Origin of the sequence: Butyricimonas paravirosa (assembly GCF_032878955.1) — a bacterium.
GTDB classification, from domain to species: Bacteria; Bacteroidota; Bacteroidia; order Bacteroidales; family Marinifilaceae; genus Butyricimonas; species Butyricimonas paravirosa.
In genome coordinates this window covers 309761-327783 of sequence record NZ_CP043839.1, presented here as the reverse complement: position 1 = coordinate 327783, position 18023 = coordinate 309761, and the positions used below count along the sequence as shown (strand labels likewise).

Annotated in this window: 15 protein-coding genes; 7 read left to right on the top strand and 8 right to left on the bottom strand. The window is 43.3% G+C overall.

Annotated elements, in window-relative coordinates:
- Window positions 1–335: 335 nt before the first annotated feature.
- Window positions 336–776, top strand: a complete 441-nt coding sequence (locus F1644_RS01305; RefSeq protein WP_168044151.1) for a response regulator — start codon at window positions 336–338, stop codon at window positions 774–776.
- Between the two features lie 128 nt (window positions 777–904).
- Here the strand turns inward: F1644_RS01305 and F1644_RS01300 are convergent, their stop codons facing one another.
- On the bottom strand, window positions 905–1852 hold the full coding sequence (locus F1644_RS01300) for a transcription antitermination protein NusB (protein WP_168044154.1): 948 nt from the start codon (window positions 1850–1852) through the stop codon (window positions 905–907).
- Between the two features lie 120 nt (window positions 1853–1972).
- Here F1644_RS01300 and recN point away from each other — a divergent pair, with 120 nt between their 5' ends.
- The 5 genes from recN (at window position 1973) to F1644_RS01275 (ending at window position 8715) form a co-directional block, all read left to right on the top strand.
- Window positions 1973–3631 carry a DNA repair protein RecN gene (recN, locus tag F1644_RS01295; protein WP_168044156.1) on the top strand — a complete coding sequence of 553 codons (1659 nt, stop codon included), beginning with the start codon at window positions 1973–1975 and terminating at the stop codon, window positions 3629–3631.
- Between the two features lie 34 nt (window positions 3632–3665).
- Complete coding sequence (locus F1644_RS01290) at window positions 3666–4502, top strand: enoyl-ACP reductase FabI (protein ID WP_087420297.1); 837 nt, start codon at window positions 3666–3668, stop codon at window positions 4500–4502.
- Between the two features lie 86 nt (window positions 4503–4588).
- Window positions 4589–5161: a 3'-5' exonuclease gene (locus tag F1644_RS01285; RefSeq protein ID WP_087420296.1), complete on the top strand. Its 573-nt coding sequence runs from the start codon at window positions 4589–4591 to the stop codon at window positions 5159–5161.
- 1 nt (window position 5162) lies between these two features.
- On the top strand, window positions 5163–6704 hold the full coding sequence (gene dnaB / locus F1644_RS01280; protein ID WP_027200254.1) for a replicative DNA helicase: 1542 nt from the start codon (window positions 5163–5165) through the stop codon (window positions 6702–6704).
- A gap of 202 nt (window positions 6705–6906) precedes the next feature.
- Window positions 6907–8715: an LTA synthase family protein gene (locus F1644_RS01275; RefSeq protein WP_168044158.1), complete on the top strand. Its 1809-nt coding sequence runs from the start codon at window positions 6907–6909 to the stop codon at window positions 8713–8715.
- Window positions 8716–8762: 47 nt separating this feature from the next.
- Here F1644_RS01275 and F1644_RS01270 read toward each other — a convergent pair whose 3' ends face one another.
- The 5 genes from F1644_RS01270 to F1644_RS01250 all read right to left on the bottom strand — a co-directional run bounded on the left by F1644_RS01270 (window position 8763) and on the right by F1644_RS01250 (window position 15366).
- Window positions 8763–10514: a SpoIIE family protein phosphatase gene (locus F1644_RS01270; protein WP_168044160.1), complete on the bottom strand. Its 1752-nt coding sequence runs from the start codon at window positions 10512–10514 to the stop codon at window positions 8763–8765.
- A 134-nt stretch (window positions 10515–10648) separates the two neighbouring features.
- Window positions 10649–11839 carry a metallophosphoesterase gene (locus F1644_RS01265; RefSeq protein WP_118302264.1) on the bottom strand — a complete coding sequence of 397 codons (1191 nt, stop codon included), beginning with the start codon at window positions 11837–11839 and terminating at the stop codon, window positions 10649–10651.
- A gap of 6 nt (window positions 11840–11845) precedes the next feature.
- The gene (locus F1644_RS01260; RefSeq protein WP_168044162.1) at window positions 11846–12502 is read right to left on the bottom strand and encodes a carbohydrate-binding family 9-like protein; all 657 of its coding nucleotides are present in this window, start codon (window positions 12500–12502) and stop codon (window positions 11846–11848) included.
- Window positions 12503–12723: 221 nt separating this feature from the next.
- Window positions 12724–14394, bottom strand: a complete 1671-nt coding sequence (locus F1644_RS01255) for a formate--tetrahydrofolate ligase (RefSeq protein ID WP_168044164.1) — start codon at window positions 14392–14394, stop codon at window positions 12724–12726.
- An 84-nt stretch (window positions 14395–14478) separates the two neighbouring features.
- The gene (locus F1644_RS01250; protein ID WP_027200260.1) at window positions 14479–15366 is read right to left on the bottom strand and encodes a coiled-coil domain-containing protein; all 888 of its coding nucleotides are present in this window, start codon (window positions 15364–15366) and stop codon (window positions 14479–14481) included.
- Between the two features lie 195 nt (window positions 15367–15561).
- Between F1644_RS01250 and F1644_RS01245 the strand changes: the two genes are divergently transcribed.
- Window positions 15562–16842, top strand: a complete 1281-nt coding sequence (locus F1644_RS01245; RefSeq protein ID WP_168044166.1) for a DUF2851 family protein — start codon at window positions 15562–15564, stop codon at window positions 16840–16842.
- A 7-nt stretch (window positions 16843–16849) separates the two neighbouring features.
- On the opposite strand, the gene F1644_RS01240 is transcribed toward F1644_RS01245, so the two are convergent.
- Both F1644_RS01240 and F1644_RS01235 read right to left on the bottom strand, forming a co-directional pair.
- Window positions 16850–17212, bottom strand: coding sequence for a hypothetical protein (locus F1644_RS01240; RefSeq protein WP_168044168.1), 363 nt, complete (start codon window positions 17210–17212; stop codon window positions 16850–16852).
- Between the two features lie 6 nt (window positions 17213–17218).
- Window positions 17219–17869 carry a hypothetical protein gene (locus F1644_RS01235; RefSeq protein ID WP_087420287.1) on the bottom strand — a complete coding sequence of 217 codons (651 nt, stop codon included), beginning with the start codon at window positions 17867–17869 and terminating at the stop codon, window positions 17219–17221.
- Between the last annotated feature and the right edge of the window lie 154 nt (window positions 17870–18023).

The window sequence follows — 18023 nt, the reverse complement described above, 5'->3', positions numbered from 1 at the left end:
ATTAATGTTTCACACGACAAGCATTGATTGCTTTTATTTTGTTAGTTATTCTCTTGGTTCTCAGTATACTCTCACTAGAGTCTCAGGCGTAACTATTCGATAAGTATTCGATAAGTTAACGATAACTTACCGAGGCGGGGACGGTAACTTCCAGTTGATTTGTACCCGATATTTAATGATGCTAAGCGTGAGACTACGGTGAGACAATGTTGAAATAGGTCGGGGTGTCCGGATCTCTATTCTCTGAAAATTCTCATAATTTTATCATATTTGAATTCTTTATATTAGAAAAATAAACCTTTCCTTTGTTGAAAGAATAACTAAATACGTGAGATATGAAAATTAAGATTTTGTATGCGGAAGATGATGAGTTTACACGGAAATTTGAAATTAGGCGTTTAAAAGAGTGTGGATTTAACGTATCCTCGGTAGAGGATGGACAGGAAGCTTGGGACGAATATCAAAAAGGTCGTTATGATTTATTACTTCTAGATGGAGATATGCCGAAAATGCAAGGTGAAGAAGTGATGCGTCTTGTTAGGGAAACGGGAGATGATATTGCCATCGTGATGTATAGCGGCCTGCCGGATTACAGCCTTTTGAATGAGGGTGTTGATGAGTGTATTGATAAAGGAACTCGTAACTCGCAAGAAGTGGAATGGCGTATCAAGACGGCATTTCGACGTTCTCAGGAAAGAAAGGAAATGAATCGCTTGAAAGCGCCAAAGACAGAAAAACGGAAAACATTCTGGGATAGATTCAAACGAAATTCATGAACAGAAAAGGAGTAACCCAAAAGTTGAATTTGTGAAATAGCTACGGTCTCTAACCCTCGTTACACGGAAGGGAAACCGCCTGGTAATCAGCTCTCCCCCTGTGTAAGGGGGAGCTGGAGGGGGTAGTATTACTCCATCAAACCTCGACCGACTTTTCTGATTTCATTCTTTTCTTTCAGAAGAGCCACGGTTTTGTCGAGAACACCATTAATAAACCCGCTACTTTTCGGGGAACAATAGTTCTTGGAAATCTCGATATACTCGTCCAGAGTCACCTTCACGGGGATAGAGGGGAAATATTTCAGCTCGCAGATTGCCGCATCCATGATTAGTTTATCCATGTCGGAAATTCGGTCGAGTTCCCAGTTGGTAGTGAACTGATCCACTAATTCCAGGTTTTCCTTCATATCGAGAATGGACTTCCGGAACAGGGTTTTCGCAAAACTCAAGTCTTCTTCCTCGTTATATAAAGAGATAAAGAAAACGGTGTCTTCTGAATAGCTTTCTTTCATATTCTTCACCGTTTTGTACACGATGCTTAACACGAGTTCGAAATCGTCATTCCAGAAAATATTCTTTTCTTCCATGGCTTGGTCGAAATCTTCATCTTCTGCGATTAATTCCGAGATCATGTCAAGCACGAGTTTCTTGTGATCCTCGTAAGTCACGCTGGGTTTGGACATGTAAAGCTTGAAAAAATCCATTTCCATCATGCGGTCATGCAGCAAGGCGACCACGTCTTGACACTCGTTCAAAGAAACCAAATTCGTGGAAACATAGGTCTTGAATTTCCGGTTATTGGCAATTTGATTGATTACCGGGTTGTCAATAAAGCGGGTGTTCGGGTTTAACTCTCTTTGTGATGCAAGTTTCCGATTACGGGCAGCATCTATTTTTAAGAATGCACGACGTTGGATTTCCGTGATTAAGAGGAAAACGTGGTAGTATAAATCCGTACTTTTGGTTATACTTTTGAACAAATCTCTTTCCACTTCCGTAATTGTCACTCCCTCTTTCTTCGTGTAAGAATATAAAAGCTGTAAAACTTTAATTCTAATTAATCTTCTACTTGTCATTTTATAAAGAACTATATGTTTAAACCGGTGCGCAAAAGTACTAATTAAATTGAAAACGGAAAATTGAAAATGGAAAATTATTAGTACTTTCGCATGATTTATGCAATAAAGGTTGTAGGAATGATAAAGAACATCCATATAGGAAATTACGCTTTGATCGATAAAACGAATATCGAGCTAGAGAAGGGATTTACGATTATTACCGGGGAAACAGGTGCGGGAAAATCCATTTTGTTGGGTGCGATCGGGCTGACGTTGGGACAGCGGGCTGATGTTGCAGCCATTATGGATAAGAACAGAAAATGCGTGGTCGAGATCACGTATGATGTCGTGGGGTACGATTTACAGCAATGGTTTGCTGATAATGACTTGGATTATGACGACGAGGTGGTCGTGAGACGAGAATTGACGGCAGACGGCAAATCGAGGGCGTTTATTAATGATACTCCCGTAAATAACAAATTATTGAAAGAGTTCGGGAGCTTCTTGATCGACGTGCATTCGCAGCATCAGTCCTTACTTATCGGGCAACCGGAATATCAATTGGAAATACTGGATGCTTTTTGCGGTAATCAAGCGTTGTTGAAAGATTACCGGGTAAAATATACCCGTCGACAGGGATTGTTGTCAGAACTGACTTCACTAAAACAGCGGGCAAAAGAGGCCGAGCAAGAGGAAGATTATTTGAAATTCCAGTTTAACCAGCTGGATGAAGCCCGTCTGCGAGAAGGAGAACAGCAGGAGTTGGAGGAAGAGCTGGCCGTGTTGAATAACGCGGAGAATATTAAATCTGCCTTTTCCGAATCGACGTATGTATTAACGGAATCGGATAATCCCGTTATTCAGGCCTTGAAAGGGGTGAAGAATCGGATGGCGACATTGGAGGGGATCGTGAAAGAGGCTGCCGACTACGAGCAACGTCTGAGTTCGGTGATTCTCGAACTGGAAGATATAGCCGATGAATCGGAACGGATGGCGGAACGGGTGGAATACAACCCGGCAAGAGTCGACGTGATCAACGAGCGGTTGAACGTGATGTATGATTTGCTACACAAGCACCGGTTGGAAAAAGTCGAGGAACTGATCGCTTTAAAGGAGGAGTTAGGGAAGAAGTTGAAAGGAATACAATCCTTTGCGGAACAGATCGAAATATTGGAAAAACAAATTAAGTCCGTGGAGACGGAAATGGATTCGTTGGCGGGTAAGCTACATAAAGCCCGTGTGGCGTCGGAGGAGAAATTGAGAGAAGAGATGCGGGGATTGCTGGTAAGCATGGGGATTAAACATGCCGTGTTTAAGGTTATGATCACCCCGTTGGATCATTTTACGACGACGGGAAAAGATGACGTGAGTTTCTTGTTTTCGGCGAACAAGAATCAGGAGCCGGGAGAACTGGTAAAAGTGGCGTCCGGGGGAGAAATTTCCCGGTTGATGTTGTCGCTGAAGTATATCCTGTCCCGCACGAAACAATTGCCGGTCATTATCTTTGATGAGATTGACACGGGGGTTTCCGGGGAAATCGCTCACCGGATGGCTGAGATGATGAAAGAGATGGCTCGCCGGATGCAGGTGATCAGTATTTCCCATCTGCCCCAGATTGCCGCGGCGGGAGATCACCACTTTAAGGTATATAAAGAAGACGATCAGGTGGGAACAATTTCCCGTATCCGTCGTTTAACAGATGAAGAGCGGGTGGCGGAAATAGCCGGAATGATCAGCGGGAGTGTTGTCAGTGATGCAGCGTTGGAGAATGCCCGGTTGCTACTCGGTCAATTTTAATAGTAGAAAGAATTTTTTAATTTAATACAGTTTTATGAGTTACAATTTATTGAAAGGAAAAAAGGGGATAATATTCGGTGCGTTGAATGAGATGTCCATTGCGTGGAAAGTGGCGGAGAAATGTTTGGAAGAGGGGGCCGAGATCGTGTTGACGAACACTGAATTATCTATCCGGATGGGACAGATCAAGGATTTCGCGGAGAAGAATAATGTTCCATTGATTCCTGCAGATGCAACTAGTGAGGAAGATTTGGAGCGTTTATTTAAAGAAGCGATGGAATTGTTGGGTGGGAAGATTGATTTTATATTACACTCGGTAGCCATGTCGTTGAACGTGAGAAAAAAACGTCCTTACGATAATCTGGATTACGATTTTTTACAAAAAACATTGGATATTTCGGCTATTTCTTTCCATAAGGTTCTCCAGACGGCAAAGAAATTGGACGCGATTAATGAATGGGGGTCTGTTGTGGCGCTTTCATACGTGGCTGCACAGCGTACCATGTTCGAATATAATGACATGGCGGATGCCAAAGCGATGTTGGAGTCTATCGCTCGTAGTTTCGGGTATATTTACGGACGGGAAAAGCGGGTTCGTGTCAATACGATTTCACAATCCCCGACGGTAACCACGGCTGGTAGCGGTATTAAAGGTTTTGACTCTCTGATTGATTTTGCAGAACGGATGTCCCCGTTGGGAAATGCCTCGGCAGACGAGTGTGCGAATTATTGTATTACCTTGTTCTCTGACTTGACCCGTAAAGTGACCATGCAGAATTTGTTCCACGATGGTGGGTTCTCCAGCATGGGTATGAGCTACCGGGCTATGCACCAGTATAACAAGAGTTTTGAAAACGGCGAAACGAAATAATTTCGGATTTACGATTTATGATTTCAGGTGTAGGCGTGGTAAAGAAAATCATAAATCGTAAGTCATAAATCGTAAATATAGTAAAGATGTTTTTATTTTTTGACACGGAAACGACGGGACTTCCGCAGCGTTGGAATGCTCCCGTGACGGACGTTGATAATTGGCCCCGATTGGTGCAGCTTGCGTGGATTATGTGTGACGATAAGGGGAATATTATCGAGGAACGTAGCGATATTATTAAACCGGAAGGTTTTTCTATTCCGGTGGAGGCATCCCGTGTACACGGGATTACCACGATAAAAGCCCAAGAGGAAGGGCAAGATTTGTTATCCACCTTGGAGCTGTTTTCGGATAAGATAGATGTGGCCTATGCCTTGATCGGGCATAATATCAGTTTTGACGAATGTATTGTGGGGGCTGAATTCGAGCGGAAACGGATGATGACTTCTTTATTTCTGAAACCGAAATACTGTACGATGAAAATGTCCACGAATTATTGTAAATTGCCGGGTGGAAAACAGGGATTCAAATCTCCGAAATTATCCGAGTTACACCAGGTTCTGTTCGGGGAGGGATTCGAGAATGCTCATGATGCTTTGGCGGACGTGCGGGCAACTGTTCGTTGTTTCTGGAAATTGAAAGAGTTAAAAGTGATTTAATATGGCGAAGAAACCGGAGTATAATTACAAGTCATTACAAACCGAATACGGGAAAATGCCACCGCAGGCCGTGGATCTGGAGGAGGCTATCTTGGGATCTCTGATGTTGGAGAAGGATGCGTTTATTACCGTGAGTGACTTCTTGAAACCGGAATGTTTTTATAAGGAGGCACATCAAAAGATATACAGGGGAATTCAAAACCTTTCCTTGAATAACGAACCGGTGGATATTCTTACCGTGAGCGAGGAGATGAAACGTTTGGGGGAACTGGAAGAGATCGGGGGATATTACTATTTGGCTCAACTGACTTCGAAGGTGGCATCTGCGGCTCATATCGAGTTCCACGCCCGTATTGTGGTACAGAAATATATCCAGAGGGAATTGATCCGGGTATGTACCGATATACAGAACAAGGCATACGACGAGGCAACAGACGTGGCCGACTTGGTGGATATGGCCCAAAAGCAGGTGTTCGAAATTGCCGAGGGAAATATAAAAAAAGAGACAACGGCTATTAATGCTTTGATTGATGAAGCGATCAAGGGAATAGAGATTGCCGGTAAACGTGCAGATGGATTGAGTGGGGTTCCTTCCGGGTTCAACGCTTTGGATGAAGTGACTTCCGGTTGGCAGCCTTCCGACCTCGTGATTATTGCCGCCCGTCCCTCTATGGGTAAAACAGCATTCGTGTTGTCCATGACCCGGAATATGGCGGTGAACCATAACCAGCCCATTGCTTTATTCTCTTTGGAGATGTCTTCGGTGCAGTTAGTGAACCGTCTGATTGCTAGCGAGACCGAGTTGGGTTCCGAGAAAATACGTAATGGTAAGTTAAGCGAGGAAGAGTGGCAACAGTTACACTCGAAAATTAAGGCCTTGATCAAGGCCCCGATATACGTGGATGATACCCCAGCCCTCTCTATATTCGAGTTGAGGGCCAAGTGTCGCCGTCTGCAACAAAGATACGGAATCAAGGTGTTGATTATCGACTATTTGCAGTTGATGACTGCCGGGGCGGATATGCGGGGAAACCGGGAACAGGAGGTAAGTATGATTTCGCGGCAGTTGAAAATTATTGCCAAGGAATTAAATATACCGGTGATCGCCTTGTCCCAGTTGAATCGTGGTGTTGAGCAACGTACGGGAGATGCCAAGAAACCGATGTTGTCTGACTTGCGTGAATCCGGGGCCATCGAGCAGGATGCCGATATGGTGCTTTTCATTCACCGTCCGGAACGTTACGGGATCATGGAGGACAGTATGGGAAACAGCTTGAAAGGAATTGCCGATATTATTATAGCCAAACATCGTAACGGTGCGGTAGGGGAGATTCAGTTGCGGTTCCGTAACGAGTTGGCACAATTCTGTGATTTGGAAGAAGTTTCTCCGTTTGCATCGGGAGGTTCTACCGTGAAGACGGTTACTTTCGGCTCCCGGATGAACGAGGATGCGGCTCCACAAATGCCACAATTGGATTCCGATTTCCAGGAGGGAGGCAAGAGTTTCGAGAATCCGGCGAATAGTAGTAAAGCACCGTTTTAATAATTGAAAATTGAAAATGGAGAATTGAATATGAAAAATAAACTCCCTCCCCCCTTCGGGGTACTCCCTCTATAAACAGAGGGAGAGTTGAGTTACTCTTCATTTTTGGGAAGAGTCACCAGCTCCTCCTCTGTTTATAGAGGAGGTGGCAGCGAAGCTGACGGAGGAGTTCAATCTAAAATTTAAAATCTAAAATTAATCTATGCGTGATAAATTACTGTTTTTGCTAAAATACTATCTCTTTTGGATTGTATTTTCATGGGTGGCCAAGGTGGTGTTCTTGATATATCAATACAAGGAGACGGCCACTCTTACCGGACATGATTACATGATGATCTTTGCCAAAGGGTTCCGCATGGATCTTTCGTTTGGCGGATACGTGATTTTGTTGTCCTGTGTTCTGATGGCAATCGGTGTCTTTTTATCCGCAAAAATATTGAGACGTATTTTCTCCTGCCTGACGCTTTTGCTTTTAGTGGTATCGAGTCTGATTATCGTGGGAGATCTGGAATTATTCAAGAATTGGGGGTATCACATGGATGCAACTCCCTTGTTTTACTTGAAGACACCCGGAGAGGCGATGGCTTCAACTCCGACGGGGTTGATTCTGTTGCTCTTGTTACTCTATGCAGTCATGGTGGCTGTTTTTTATGCGATTTACCGCCGTTGGGTGGCCAAGACTCTTCGTGCGGACAGACGAGAGGCATTATGGCATGGTGTCGTATATCTTATTTTAGGTGGTGTTGCGTTTATTCCCGTGAGAGGCGGTTTCAACGTGGCCCCAATGAACGTGAGTTTCGTGTTTTTCAATAACAAAAATATGTACGCGAATCAGGCTGCGGTTAATCCGGTATGGAACTTCCTGTACGAGGTAATGCATATTGACAAGGTAAAAGGAAATTATGCTTTTATGCCGGAGGATAAGGCTCAACAGTTGGTGGATAGTGTGTATGTGGAAACGGGAGATTATCCCAAGGTATTGAAAACCGATAAACCTAACGTGGTGGTACTCTTGTTGGAAACATTCACATTAAACGCTTGGGACGCCATGCCGAATTTACAAGCAATAGCCAAGGAAGGGATATTTTTCTCTAATATATACGCAACCGGAAATCGTTCAGACCGGGGTATTTTGGGGGTGATCAGCGGTTTCCCCGCTTATCCGAATGCATCCATGTTGAAATACCCGAACAAGACTTATGAACAACCCCGTTTCCCGCTGAATTTCGAAACAGAAGGATACTCTACTCGTTTTTATTATGCAGGGGATCTCAATTTTGGCGGTTTCCGTTCTTACGTGACCATGAGTTTTCAGGGTACAGTTACCGAGGATGATTTTTCGGGTGAGGCCATCGAGAACCGTTTCAAATGGGGGGTACATGACGGGTATATGCTTGATCGTCTTTACGAAGATTTACGAATTGCCCAAGTACCGTTCATGTACATGGCGTTCACTATGAGTAGTCATGAACCCTTTATCGTTCCTATGGAGACAAAGATTCCGGGAGACGATAATGGTTCTAAGTTGAAGAATGCGATTGCTTACACGGATCAATGCTTGGGGAAATTCTTTGAAAAGTGTAAGAAATCGGGGCTTTGGGATAATACCTTATTCGTGCTGGTAGCCGATCATGGAACCCGTCACGTGGGGAATTTACAACCTCATTTGCCGGAGGCTTATCGAATTCCGATGATCTTCACGGGAGGAGCGATGAACGTGCAGGATTCCGTGGTCAATACATTGGGATCTCAGACCGATATGGTGGCAACATTGTTTGCCCAGTTGGGAATGAACGCCGAGGCATTCCATTACAGCAAGAATCTGTTGAACCCGACGGCCAAACCTTTTGCTTTTTATTCTTTCACGAATGCGGCGGCAGTGGTGACGAATAACGGGGCATACATTTATGATCTGAAAACCAAAAAGCCGATAGGACCTAACACCAATCCCCAAGATGGAGAGTTATTGAAAGCTTATTTACAAGTTGTTGATCGGGATTTTAAAAAATGAATCAAAAGGGGAGGGTGTTTGATAAACGACTTTTGTCCCCCTCCCTTTTATAAATATTGCACAGCAAACAATGTCAGATCGTCCGCCTCTTCATGGCTATTCCCGGTATATTCTTTCAGATCATCTAAGACGATATGAACCAGTTGTTGCGGGGTGTCACAAGGGTTGGATTCGATAACCTTTTTCACCCGTTCCTTCCCGTAAAAATGGCGTTCAGAATTCTGGGCCTCGGTCAACCCGTCCGTGTATAGGAAGAGCATATCGCCACTTTCCATTTGATAGCGGCTTTCTTTATACATGGTTCGCATAACACCGATTGGAATACCCAATGAATCTTCAAGGAATTTCACCTCTTTCTCTTCCCGTGTACATAGAATCGGGAAAGGATGGCCCGCGTTAGCATAAGATAGCATCCCGTTCTTTAAATCGAGAATACCGACGAACATGGTGATGAACATATCGTCTTCCACGTTGTCACTCATGTAATTATTAATAGTATTACAGATGTCCGAGGAAGTACGTTTCCGAGGAGCGATATAATTAAAGAGGGTGGAGACCGAAGCCATGTACAAGGCGGCTGGAATACCTTTCCCTCTCACGTCACCCACGATAAAATAGAGGCAGTTTCTTTTCACGAAATAACTGTACATATCTCCGCCGACAGCCTTGGATTGTTCCAAACGGGCATACAGGGAGAAATGGAATTTCGAGATTCGGGGGATTGAGGGAAGGAATCTTTCTTGGATGCGTTGAGCTACACGCATTTCACCTTCTATCTTCTCTTTTTCGATGGTGCTGATCCTAAGATTCTCGATCGATTCAACGATCCTTTTTTGCATATAGACAAATGATTCCCGTAGTTCCTGTATCTCGTCTTTATTCCCGATCATGGGTATAGGTTCATTGAAATTACCGTCAGCAATCATGCGTGTGACTGTTGAGAATTGTTTCAACGGGTAGAATAAACGCTTGATCACCCGGATAACCACCCAGAAGAGAAGAATCAAGCAGGAGATGCAACAGATCAGGATCAGATCGTTAATACGGGCGATAGAATCAAACACTTCGTGATGCGGACAGATAACAACCAATACCCATTTCGTGTGGGGCATATGTTTGAAATACACGAAGAAACGAACGTGATCAATGGATATTTCACCCGATCCGCTTTCTTCTTTCGTGGCTCTTTTGAGGATTTTTTCGTAATCAATATTTTTAGTTTCCGCATATTTACGAATATCACTGAACATTCGGATTTCTTGATTCGGGTGGGCAATCAGAATACCGTTCCGGTTCATTAGATAGGCATAACCTGTTTTATAGAGAGACAGGTGATTGACAAAATCCGTGAATTCTTCTAAGAAAATATCCAGTCGTAGATACCCCACAAATTGATTTTTCGAATCATACATCGGCTCGAAACGGGAGAAAACCCGTTGCTTGATATAGGAAAAACTGTAATAGTAGTTGCTCCAATAAGATTTTCTTTGAGCATGGGCGTCTTTGTCCAAACGTTCTGTGGAAAAATGGATACTACCGTGTGACAATTTTTTGAAATGGACGGAGTCCTTATGGCAGTAAACAAACACATCATGATCTTTATAGCCCGGTTCGTATTCTAAGGCACAACCACATATTTCGGGGGAGTTTTTCAATACGGACTTAAACGTGTTACGATCTCCGGCAATAAGCAGGTCTTTTATCGGCTCGAGTTTCAGCATGGAATTAATTCTTTCAATCACCCTGCCTTGTTCTTTAATTTGATTTTCTGCCTGTTCAGCGATTAGTTCCGAGTACATCGTGACATTTTTGTATTGTGATATTCTCGGCAATACATATAGGATGATAAAGATGACCAGAAATATGACCGTGCAAACGGATAATATATAGATGGTCAATCTGGTACTGAAAGAGTTTTTCCGGGAAGATTTCATTATTTACAATCGTTGGTTAACTTGATTAAGGTGATTTCCGGTCTTTGGCCGATACGTCCGGCGAATCCCAGATAACCAACTCCCCGGGAGACGTACAATTGTTGGCCGTTTGCTGTATACAGTCCGTTATACTCCGGGTAGACGTACACTGCCGGGCTCCACCGGAAACTGCCGATGGTGATTCCCAGTTGCATGGCGTGCGTGTGACCTGCCAGCATGAGGTCCACGGGATAATTTAGTACCTCGTGTCGCCAGTGAGACGGGTCGTGAGAAAGGAGAATGACGGGATAACCGTCTGTCCCTTCCAAGGCTTGAGCTAATTTACCAAAACAAGGAAAGGGGGGAAGTCCCCAGTTTTCAACTCCGGCCAAATAAAGCGTATCCTTCGCGATGACAAGCGGGACATTCGTGTTATTCAGCATCGTGAAATCAGCCCGTTCCATATTCTTGAAAAACTGTTTCAGGTTATTCTCTTGGTCTGTTTTCGAGGGCCACTTCACGTAAGTACCGTAATCATGGTTCCCGGTCGTGGCATATTTGCCGTATTTGGCTTTTAATTTTTTTAAGGTTTCGATCCAAGGGTCCATTTCCGAGGCAAAACTATTTACCATGTCTCCGGTAAACACGATCAAGTCGGGATTTAACCGGTTTACTTCATCCACGAGTTTCGTGATTCCGGGATAGTGTTCTCCGTAACTTCCCAAGTGTAAATCGGTTAGTTGTACGATGCGAAAATCATTGAAGGCGTCGGGTAGAGTTTTGATACACACGGTCTCCCGCTCAATTTTGTAGCTGTACCTGTACCACGTGATCCCGTTCAATATAACAATAAAAGAGGCTAGAGCTATACCTAGAGCCAGTCTGTTCACGATTCTGGCAGCAGGAATGCATTTAGCCATCCTCAATAAGATAGAGAAAGCATTTACAATGATATACAAAGTCTTGGGGGTATAGAACAGCAAGATGATAGAGATGCATTTTTCTACCCAGAAATAGGCTTCCGGACCTTTTAGAGTTGGGATAAACAAGTGATACCACACGATACAAGCCACGAAAAACAAGGAGTGCAGCCAGAATAAATACGAGCATATTTTCCGCTTGAAATAACGTCTGATCTGTAAAAATAGGAGCGAGTCATTCAGCAACACGCAGAAAATTCCAGCTATCAGTATGAATAATCCTGTTTTCATGGTTAGTTATTTAAAAATAAGTGTTCCGAAGAATTCCGGTCGATGGAAATCCGGTTCTTCCGTTGGAATCGGATTCCACGTGACAAAGTGAGGGTGGGGAAGTTTGTTCCCGCATTTATGAATATTTCCCCTGATCGTGGTTCCGGAAGTGGGCATAAAAGTGTGTTTGAAAAAAGCCGTGTGAGGGAATCTGATAATCAGTGACCATTGATAAAAAGCTTCATCTTGATTCTCATTGTTGAATTTTATGGTAGAATCCCTGAGAATGGTGGTACTTATTTGCATTGGCATTAGGCTGCGCTTCTCTCTACCCGTACCGTAAGCGCATAAGATTGTACCGATCGCATTGATTTCAATATTGTAGTATCCGTCCCCATCTTCCAATTGGATGAAAAGTTCCACGCAGGAATCTTCCCACACGTGTCCGCAATCCGTGATTTCCGTGGCTCGGAATTCATTTTCATGCACGTCAAATTTCAAGAAAATGTGCTGTTCGTTATAAGCAATCCGGAAATGGATGTCCGGGCGATAAGGATAGGTATCCGGCCAGTTTACTTCCTTCAAGGTGATACGATTACATTCCCGGTCCAGGTGGTAGCTTAACACTTGTAGCGTTTCGTTACTTGCATACGGGGGAAACTTGACAATATCAATGGTATCCATGGCTTAGAACGAAAATAAGGAGGGTGTGTCAAAAGGTATTTTATCCTCAAAAAACTCCTCCGTCACTTCGTGCCACCTCTTCTATAAACAGAGAAGGAGCTGGAGACTCTTCCCGAAGAAAGGGAGTATTTCAACTCTCCCTCTGTTTATAGAGGGAGTACCCCGAAGGGGGAGGGAGTTTGAAAAATGACTTTTGACACACCCTCCAGTTTAAAATTTATTTAGAATAATCCGGTGATCTTACCGTTGTTATCTATGTCAATTTTTTCGGCAGCGGGAATATCCGGTAAACCGGGCATTCTCATGATGCTACCCGTGATCGGGATGATGAATCCGGCTCCGGATGCAATCTCGATCTGGCGTACCGTTACCACGAAATCTTTCGGACGGCCAAGTAATTTCGGGTTGTCCGACAATGATTTCTGTGTTTTGGCGATACAAACCGGGAGTTTATCCAAGCCTAAGTCCATCACTTTTTTCAAGTCCGATTTAGCCTCTGCCGTGTAGTCAATAGCGGCTGCACCGTATAATTCTTTGGCAATGGTTTCAATCTTCTTTTCAACACTCCATTCCCAATCGTACAATGGTTTCATGTTACAAGTACATTGTTCTGCCACTTTGGCAACCAAACGAGCCAGGTTCTCCGCACCTTCTCCACCTTTTGCCCATACTTCAGCCACTTCCATGGGAACGTCAAGTTCTTTACATTTCTCGGCAAGGAATGCAATCTCCTCGTCGGTATCTGTGATGAATTTATTGATGGCAACAACGGGGCAGATGTTGAATTTCTTCATGTTCTCGACCTGTTTTTCCAAGTTGGCCACTCCTTTCTTCAAGGCTTCTAAGTTCGGTTCTTTCAATTGGTCTAGTTTGGCACCCCCGTGGTATTTTAATGCCCGAACGGTGGCCACCATAACGACAGCGGTGGGTTTTAATCCGGCTTTCACACACTTGATGTCGAAGAATTTCTCCGCCCCGAGGTCAAAACCGAATCCGGCCTCTGTCACCACGTAGTCGGAGAGGGTTAGCCCCATGCGGGTAGCGATAATCGAGTTGGTTCCTTGGGCGATATTCGCGAAGGGACCACCATGTATGATGGCCGGGTTGCCTTCCAAAGTTTGTACCAAATTCGGTTTGATTGCATCCTTTAATAAGGCCGCCATTGCACCGTGTGCGTGTAGATCCCGGGCATAAATCGGTTTCTTGTCGAAGGTGTAACCGATAAAGATGTTACCTAGTCTGTTTTTCAGATCCTCGAAATCATCCGACAAGCAGAGAATGGCCATCACCTCGGATGCTGCAGTAATGTCGAATCCGGTTTCCCGCGGGATTCCAGCTGACGTACCACCCAAGCCTACGATAATATGGCGTAAGGAACGGTCATTCATGTCCATCACCCGTTTCCAGGTTACTGTACGAGGATCAATATTCAAAGAATGGGTTTTACTTTGAATATTATTGTCGATAAGGGCGGATAGCAGGTTATGAGCTTTTTCGATAGCACCGAAATCACCCGTGAAGTGCAGATTGATGTCTTCCATTGGAACGACTTGAGAGTAACCACCACCGGTGGCTCCTCCTTTGATTCCAAATACCGGGCCAAGTGAGGGTTCACGTAGTACGACCGTTGCTTGTTTCCCTATCCGGTTCAATCCTTCTGTAAGACCGATGGAGATTGTTGTTTTACCCTCTCCGGCAGGAGTTGGTGATATGGCAGATACAAGAATCAATTTTTTGCCGTCGATCTTTGATTTATCAATTAAACTTAACGGTAATTTGGCTTTATATCTTCCATAAGGTTCCAATAAATCTCTGTCTATGCCTAATTTATCTGCAATCTCGTAAATCGGTTTTATCTCGATCGAGTTTGCAATTTCAATATCTGTTTTCATGTTTATTAATTTTAGTTTCAAATTTCAAGTTACAAATCCCAGGTTAATTAGTTTACTGATTTTCTTGTAACTTGTTTCATTTTTTTATTTTAAAATAAATTTAAGTGAACCGATTTGTTGGTTATCCGAGAACAGATCGGCCACGTATTCTCCTTTCGTCAGACTACCGTCATTCGGCCAATAGATAGCAACATCCAATTTTTCTCCCTCGTACGTGATCTCTCTTCTGGCAGAATAGGTCAGGGAGGCATTTTGGAATTTAAAGAATGATTTGCTGGATGCAGCCAGTACTTCTCCATCCGGACGAGTAATCCGCAAGTAGATCATTCTAGGACCTCGTTTTGCCGTGATGTTACGGGAAATGGTAAAGTCAGCCTTTAATTGGAAACACTTTTTCAACGTGGTTTCCTTGTCTCTTTTGTTGATCGGGTAAATGTGGAAGTTTTCGACGGCCAGCGTGTTGGCTTTTTCAAGAGTCTCTTCCATTTTTTCCGTCTTCTTTTCTAAGGTCTTATTGCGTTCGCGTACCCAGTCCATCTGTTTCTTCACCTCTTTGTTTTCGGCAAGGAGCTTTTGATTCAGTTGGTTCAGCGAGTCGATTTGTACCACGTAACTTCTTAAAACGGTTTTTAAAGTTCCGATCTCGCGTTTGTAACGATTAATTTCAGCGTAAGAATCATTTCGGAATTTCTTCATTTTATCCATCAACGTGGCAATCTTTTCTTGCTCGTGTACGAGTTTGGCGTTCAACGTGTCGTTGTCTGTTTTCAGATTATCGTAATGGTGGCTCAGATCGGTCAATTCTTGCTGCAATTCCTCTTTCTCGGCCGTAATAGCAATCATATTTTCCCTGTTTTCCTTTTTCTCCACGAGGAAGAACACGAAGAGTACGATTAAAACCGCGGACAACACCCCGATAATTATCATTAACGTCTTATCTTTCTTGCTTTTAGTTAAATTCTCATTTTCCATATTCGTTTCCTGTTTTATGTTATAGTCAAAGCTTGGTTATTCTTTTCAACAAATATAGGTATAAAACGTTATAGAAAGGAGAAAGGATTAGAATTTATAAAAATTTAGCACTTGTTTTTTTGTAAAAAAGTGCGTAATATTGTGAATGGCGTTTTTAGGGTCTGAAATATTCATATCAATTAACAAGTGAATTTTATGACAGAAGAGTTTTTGCAGTATGTATGGGCGAATTCGCTTTTCACGAGTACGGAGTGTATGTCAACCAAGGGGAAAAGAGTAGAAATTTTAAATGTCGGTTTTCAGAATCGGGATGCCGGACCGGATTTCTTTAATGCTAAAGTGCGTATCAATGATGTCGTGCAAGTGGGAAACGTGGAGATTCATCAGAAAGGAAGTGATTGGTTCCGTCATGCTCACGAAAAAGATTTGGCCTATAATAATGTTATTCTCTCCGTGGTGGGTGAGGCAGACATGGAAGTGTACGATTCTCGTGGTCGGGAAATTGATGCGATTACCCTGGTCTATGATAATAGGTTATGGGATGAGTATGTTTTCATGCAGGGAGTACCTGTTGAACCCCGTTGTCATCGACACTTGAAAGAGATTGATTCGACCCGTTTGGAAATGTTGTTCACGGGGTACGCGATCGAGCGGTTGGAACGTAAATGTAAAGATATTCAGGTGATGTTGCGGGAGACTAAAAATGATTGGGAGGAATGTTTCTACCGGATGTTGGTACGGTATTGGTCTGGGAACGTGAACGCTGATGTTTTCGCCCAGCTGGCTCAAAACTTATCTTACAAAAAAGTGGTTCGTAGTAGTGAATCTCTTTTCCGGGTGGAGGCGTTGCTTTTAGGGTATGCCGGTTTGTTGGCTGACGTGCCGGAAACAGACGAGTATGCCCTTGGTTTGCGGGAGGAGTACGAGTATCAGGCAGCCAAATTCCAACTGGAAGCCATGAATGTTTCTCAATGGAAATTCATGCGGATTCGTCCGATAGCTTTTCCCACGGTTCGTCTGGCCTTGCTGGCCTCTTTGATGATGCGTTTCAATTTCTTGCTTTCCAGTGTGCTGGATGCCTCAGACGTGTCGGAAATTTATGGTTTACTGGACGTAACCGCCTCTTCTTATTGGGATACTCACTATAAATTAGGAGTGGTTTCCGTGAAACGGGTGAAGAAATTGGGGAATAGCATGAAGAACGTAATTATTATTAATGCCTTGATACCGTTCCTGTTCATTTACGGGAAAGAACGGGGGGAAGAACGATATTGTGATAAGGCGTTACGATGGCTGGAAGAGTTGAGGGCGGAACGTAATCATATTTCGGATGCGTGGACCCGTTACGGGGTACAGGTGAATTCCGCTTTACAATCCCAAGCTTTGTTACAGGTAAAACGAGAATATTGTGATGCACATCGTTGTCTGCATTGTAAAATAGGAGCGGAAATATTCCGTCGGGTAGGAAGAGGTTGATTCGACACTAATTGAGTTCCTGTTTCAGAACATCCGGCAGTTCGATTCCTCGTTTCTCCAAACTGATAAACCAATCGGATAGCTCTTCGGGACGGATCGTGTATAGGATTTCCCGGAATTGGTCAATTTGTTGGTCATTGAAACTGTCGGAGGGAATACCCCTGTATTGATCGAGTTCCTCGTCATCGAAATATTCGATCTTTTCATCTATTTTTTTCAGCCCTTTTTCACAGATGGCATGAGCCCCACAACAATCGGCAGGGGGAACCACGACGGGAGGCTCTTCTGTTTTCGTTTTTGATTTTGAAGAGTATGTAAAAAGGGCAACTATTACTAGTAGCCCTATTATGCTAATAATGATATAAATCATTTTTAATTATCTGCTAAGTTCTTTTTTCAGAAGATTTACTTGATTTGTCAGTTTTTCAACCTCTTGGGTTTTCTTGGTTAACTGGCTCTTAGCGTCTGCTAACTGTTTTTTTACCCCGGCAATCTCTTTTTCCAAACGGGCAATCTCGCTGTCTTTGAATTTGAGGCTCGATTTGATGTGTTCCACCTCGTTGCTCAATTTACGGTTGTCCCAGTCAGCGTTGGTTTTATAGTCAGTCAACTGTTTCCGGATTTGGTCCCGTTCCTCGGTTGTCCTTTTTAGTTGAAGTTGTAGTTCAGCTAGTTGTCCTTCGCTGCTTTGTACTTTGGATTTTACCTGTTCTGACACGTCTTTTAACTCTGATTTTAAGGCTGATTCCTTGCTTTGTAAAGCACGTAATTGGGTGTTCAGGTCATCAATCTGTTTGTCCTTGGCAGCATTGTTAGCTGTCAACTGGTAACGAACAGCGTTGAAGTCATCTTTCAGTTTCTGCATTTCGGATTCCAATGATTTTTTGTCATTCTCCAAAGTTGCCACTTCCCGATCAATGCTCCTTTTTGCTCTGGCTAACTCCTCGTATTTCTTTTTAGAAACACAAGAGGAAAGAAGTAATGTAAATATTAAGATGCCTGATATATAAAATAATCCTTTTCTCATATTTGAAATGTTTTAATTGAACTTTTCTGTTGTCGTGTGACAAAAGTAGTAAATAATTTGTGTATAACAAAGAATGTAGGGGATGCCAGAATCTTAATTTATTGTTAATGAAAGGCGATCTGGTGTATTTTTGAGTGTGATGTGCGATAAACAT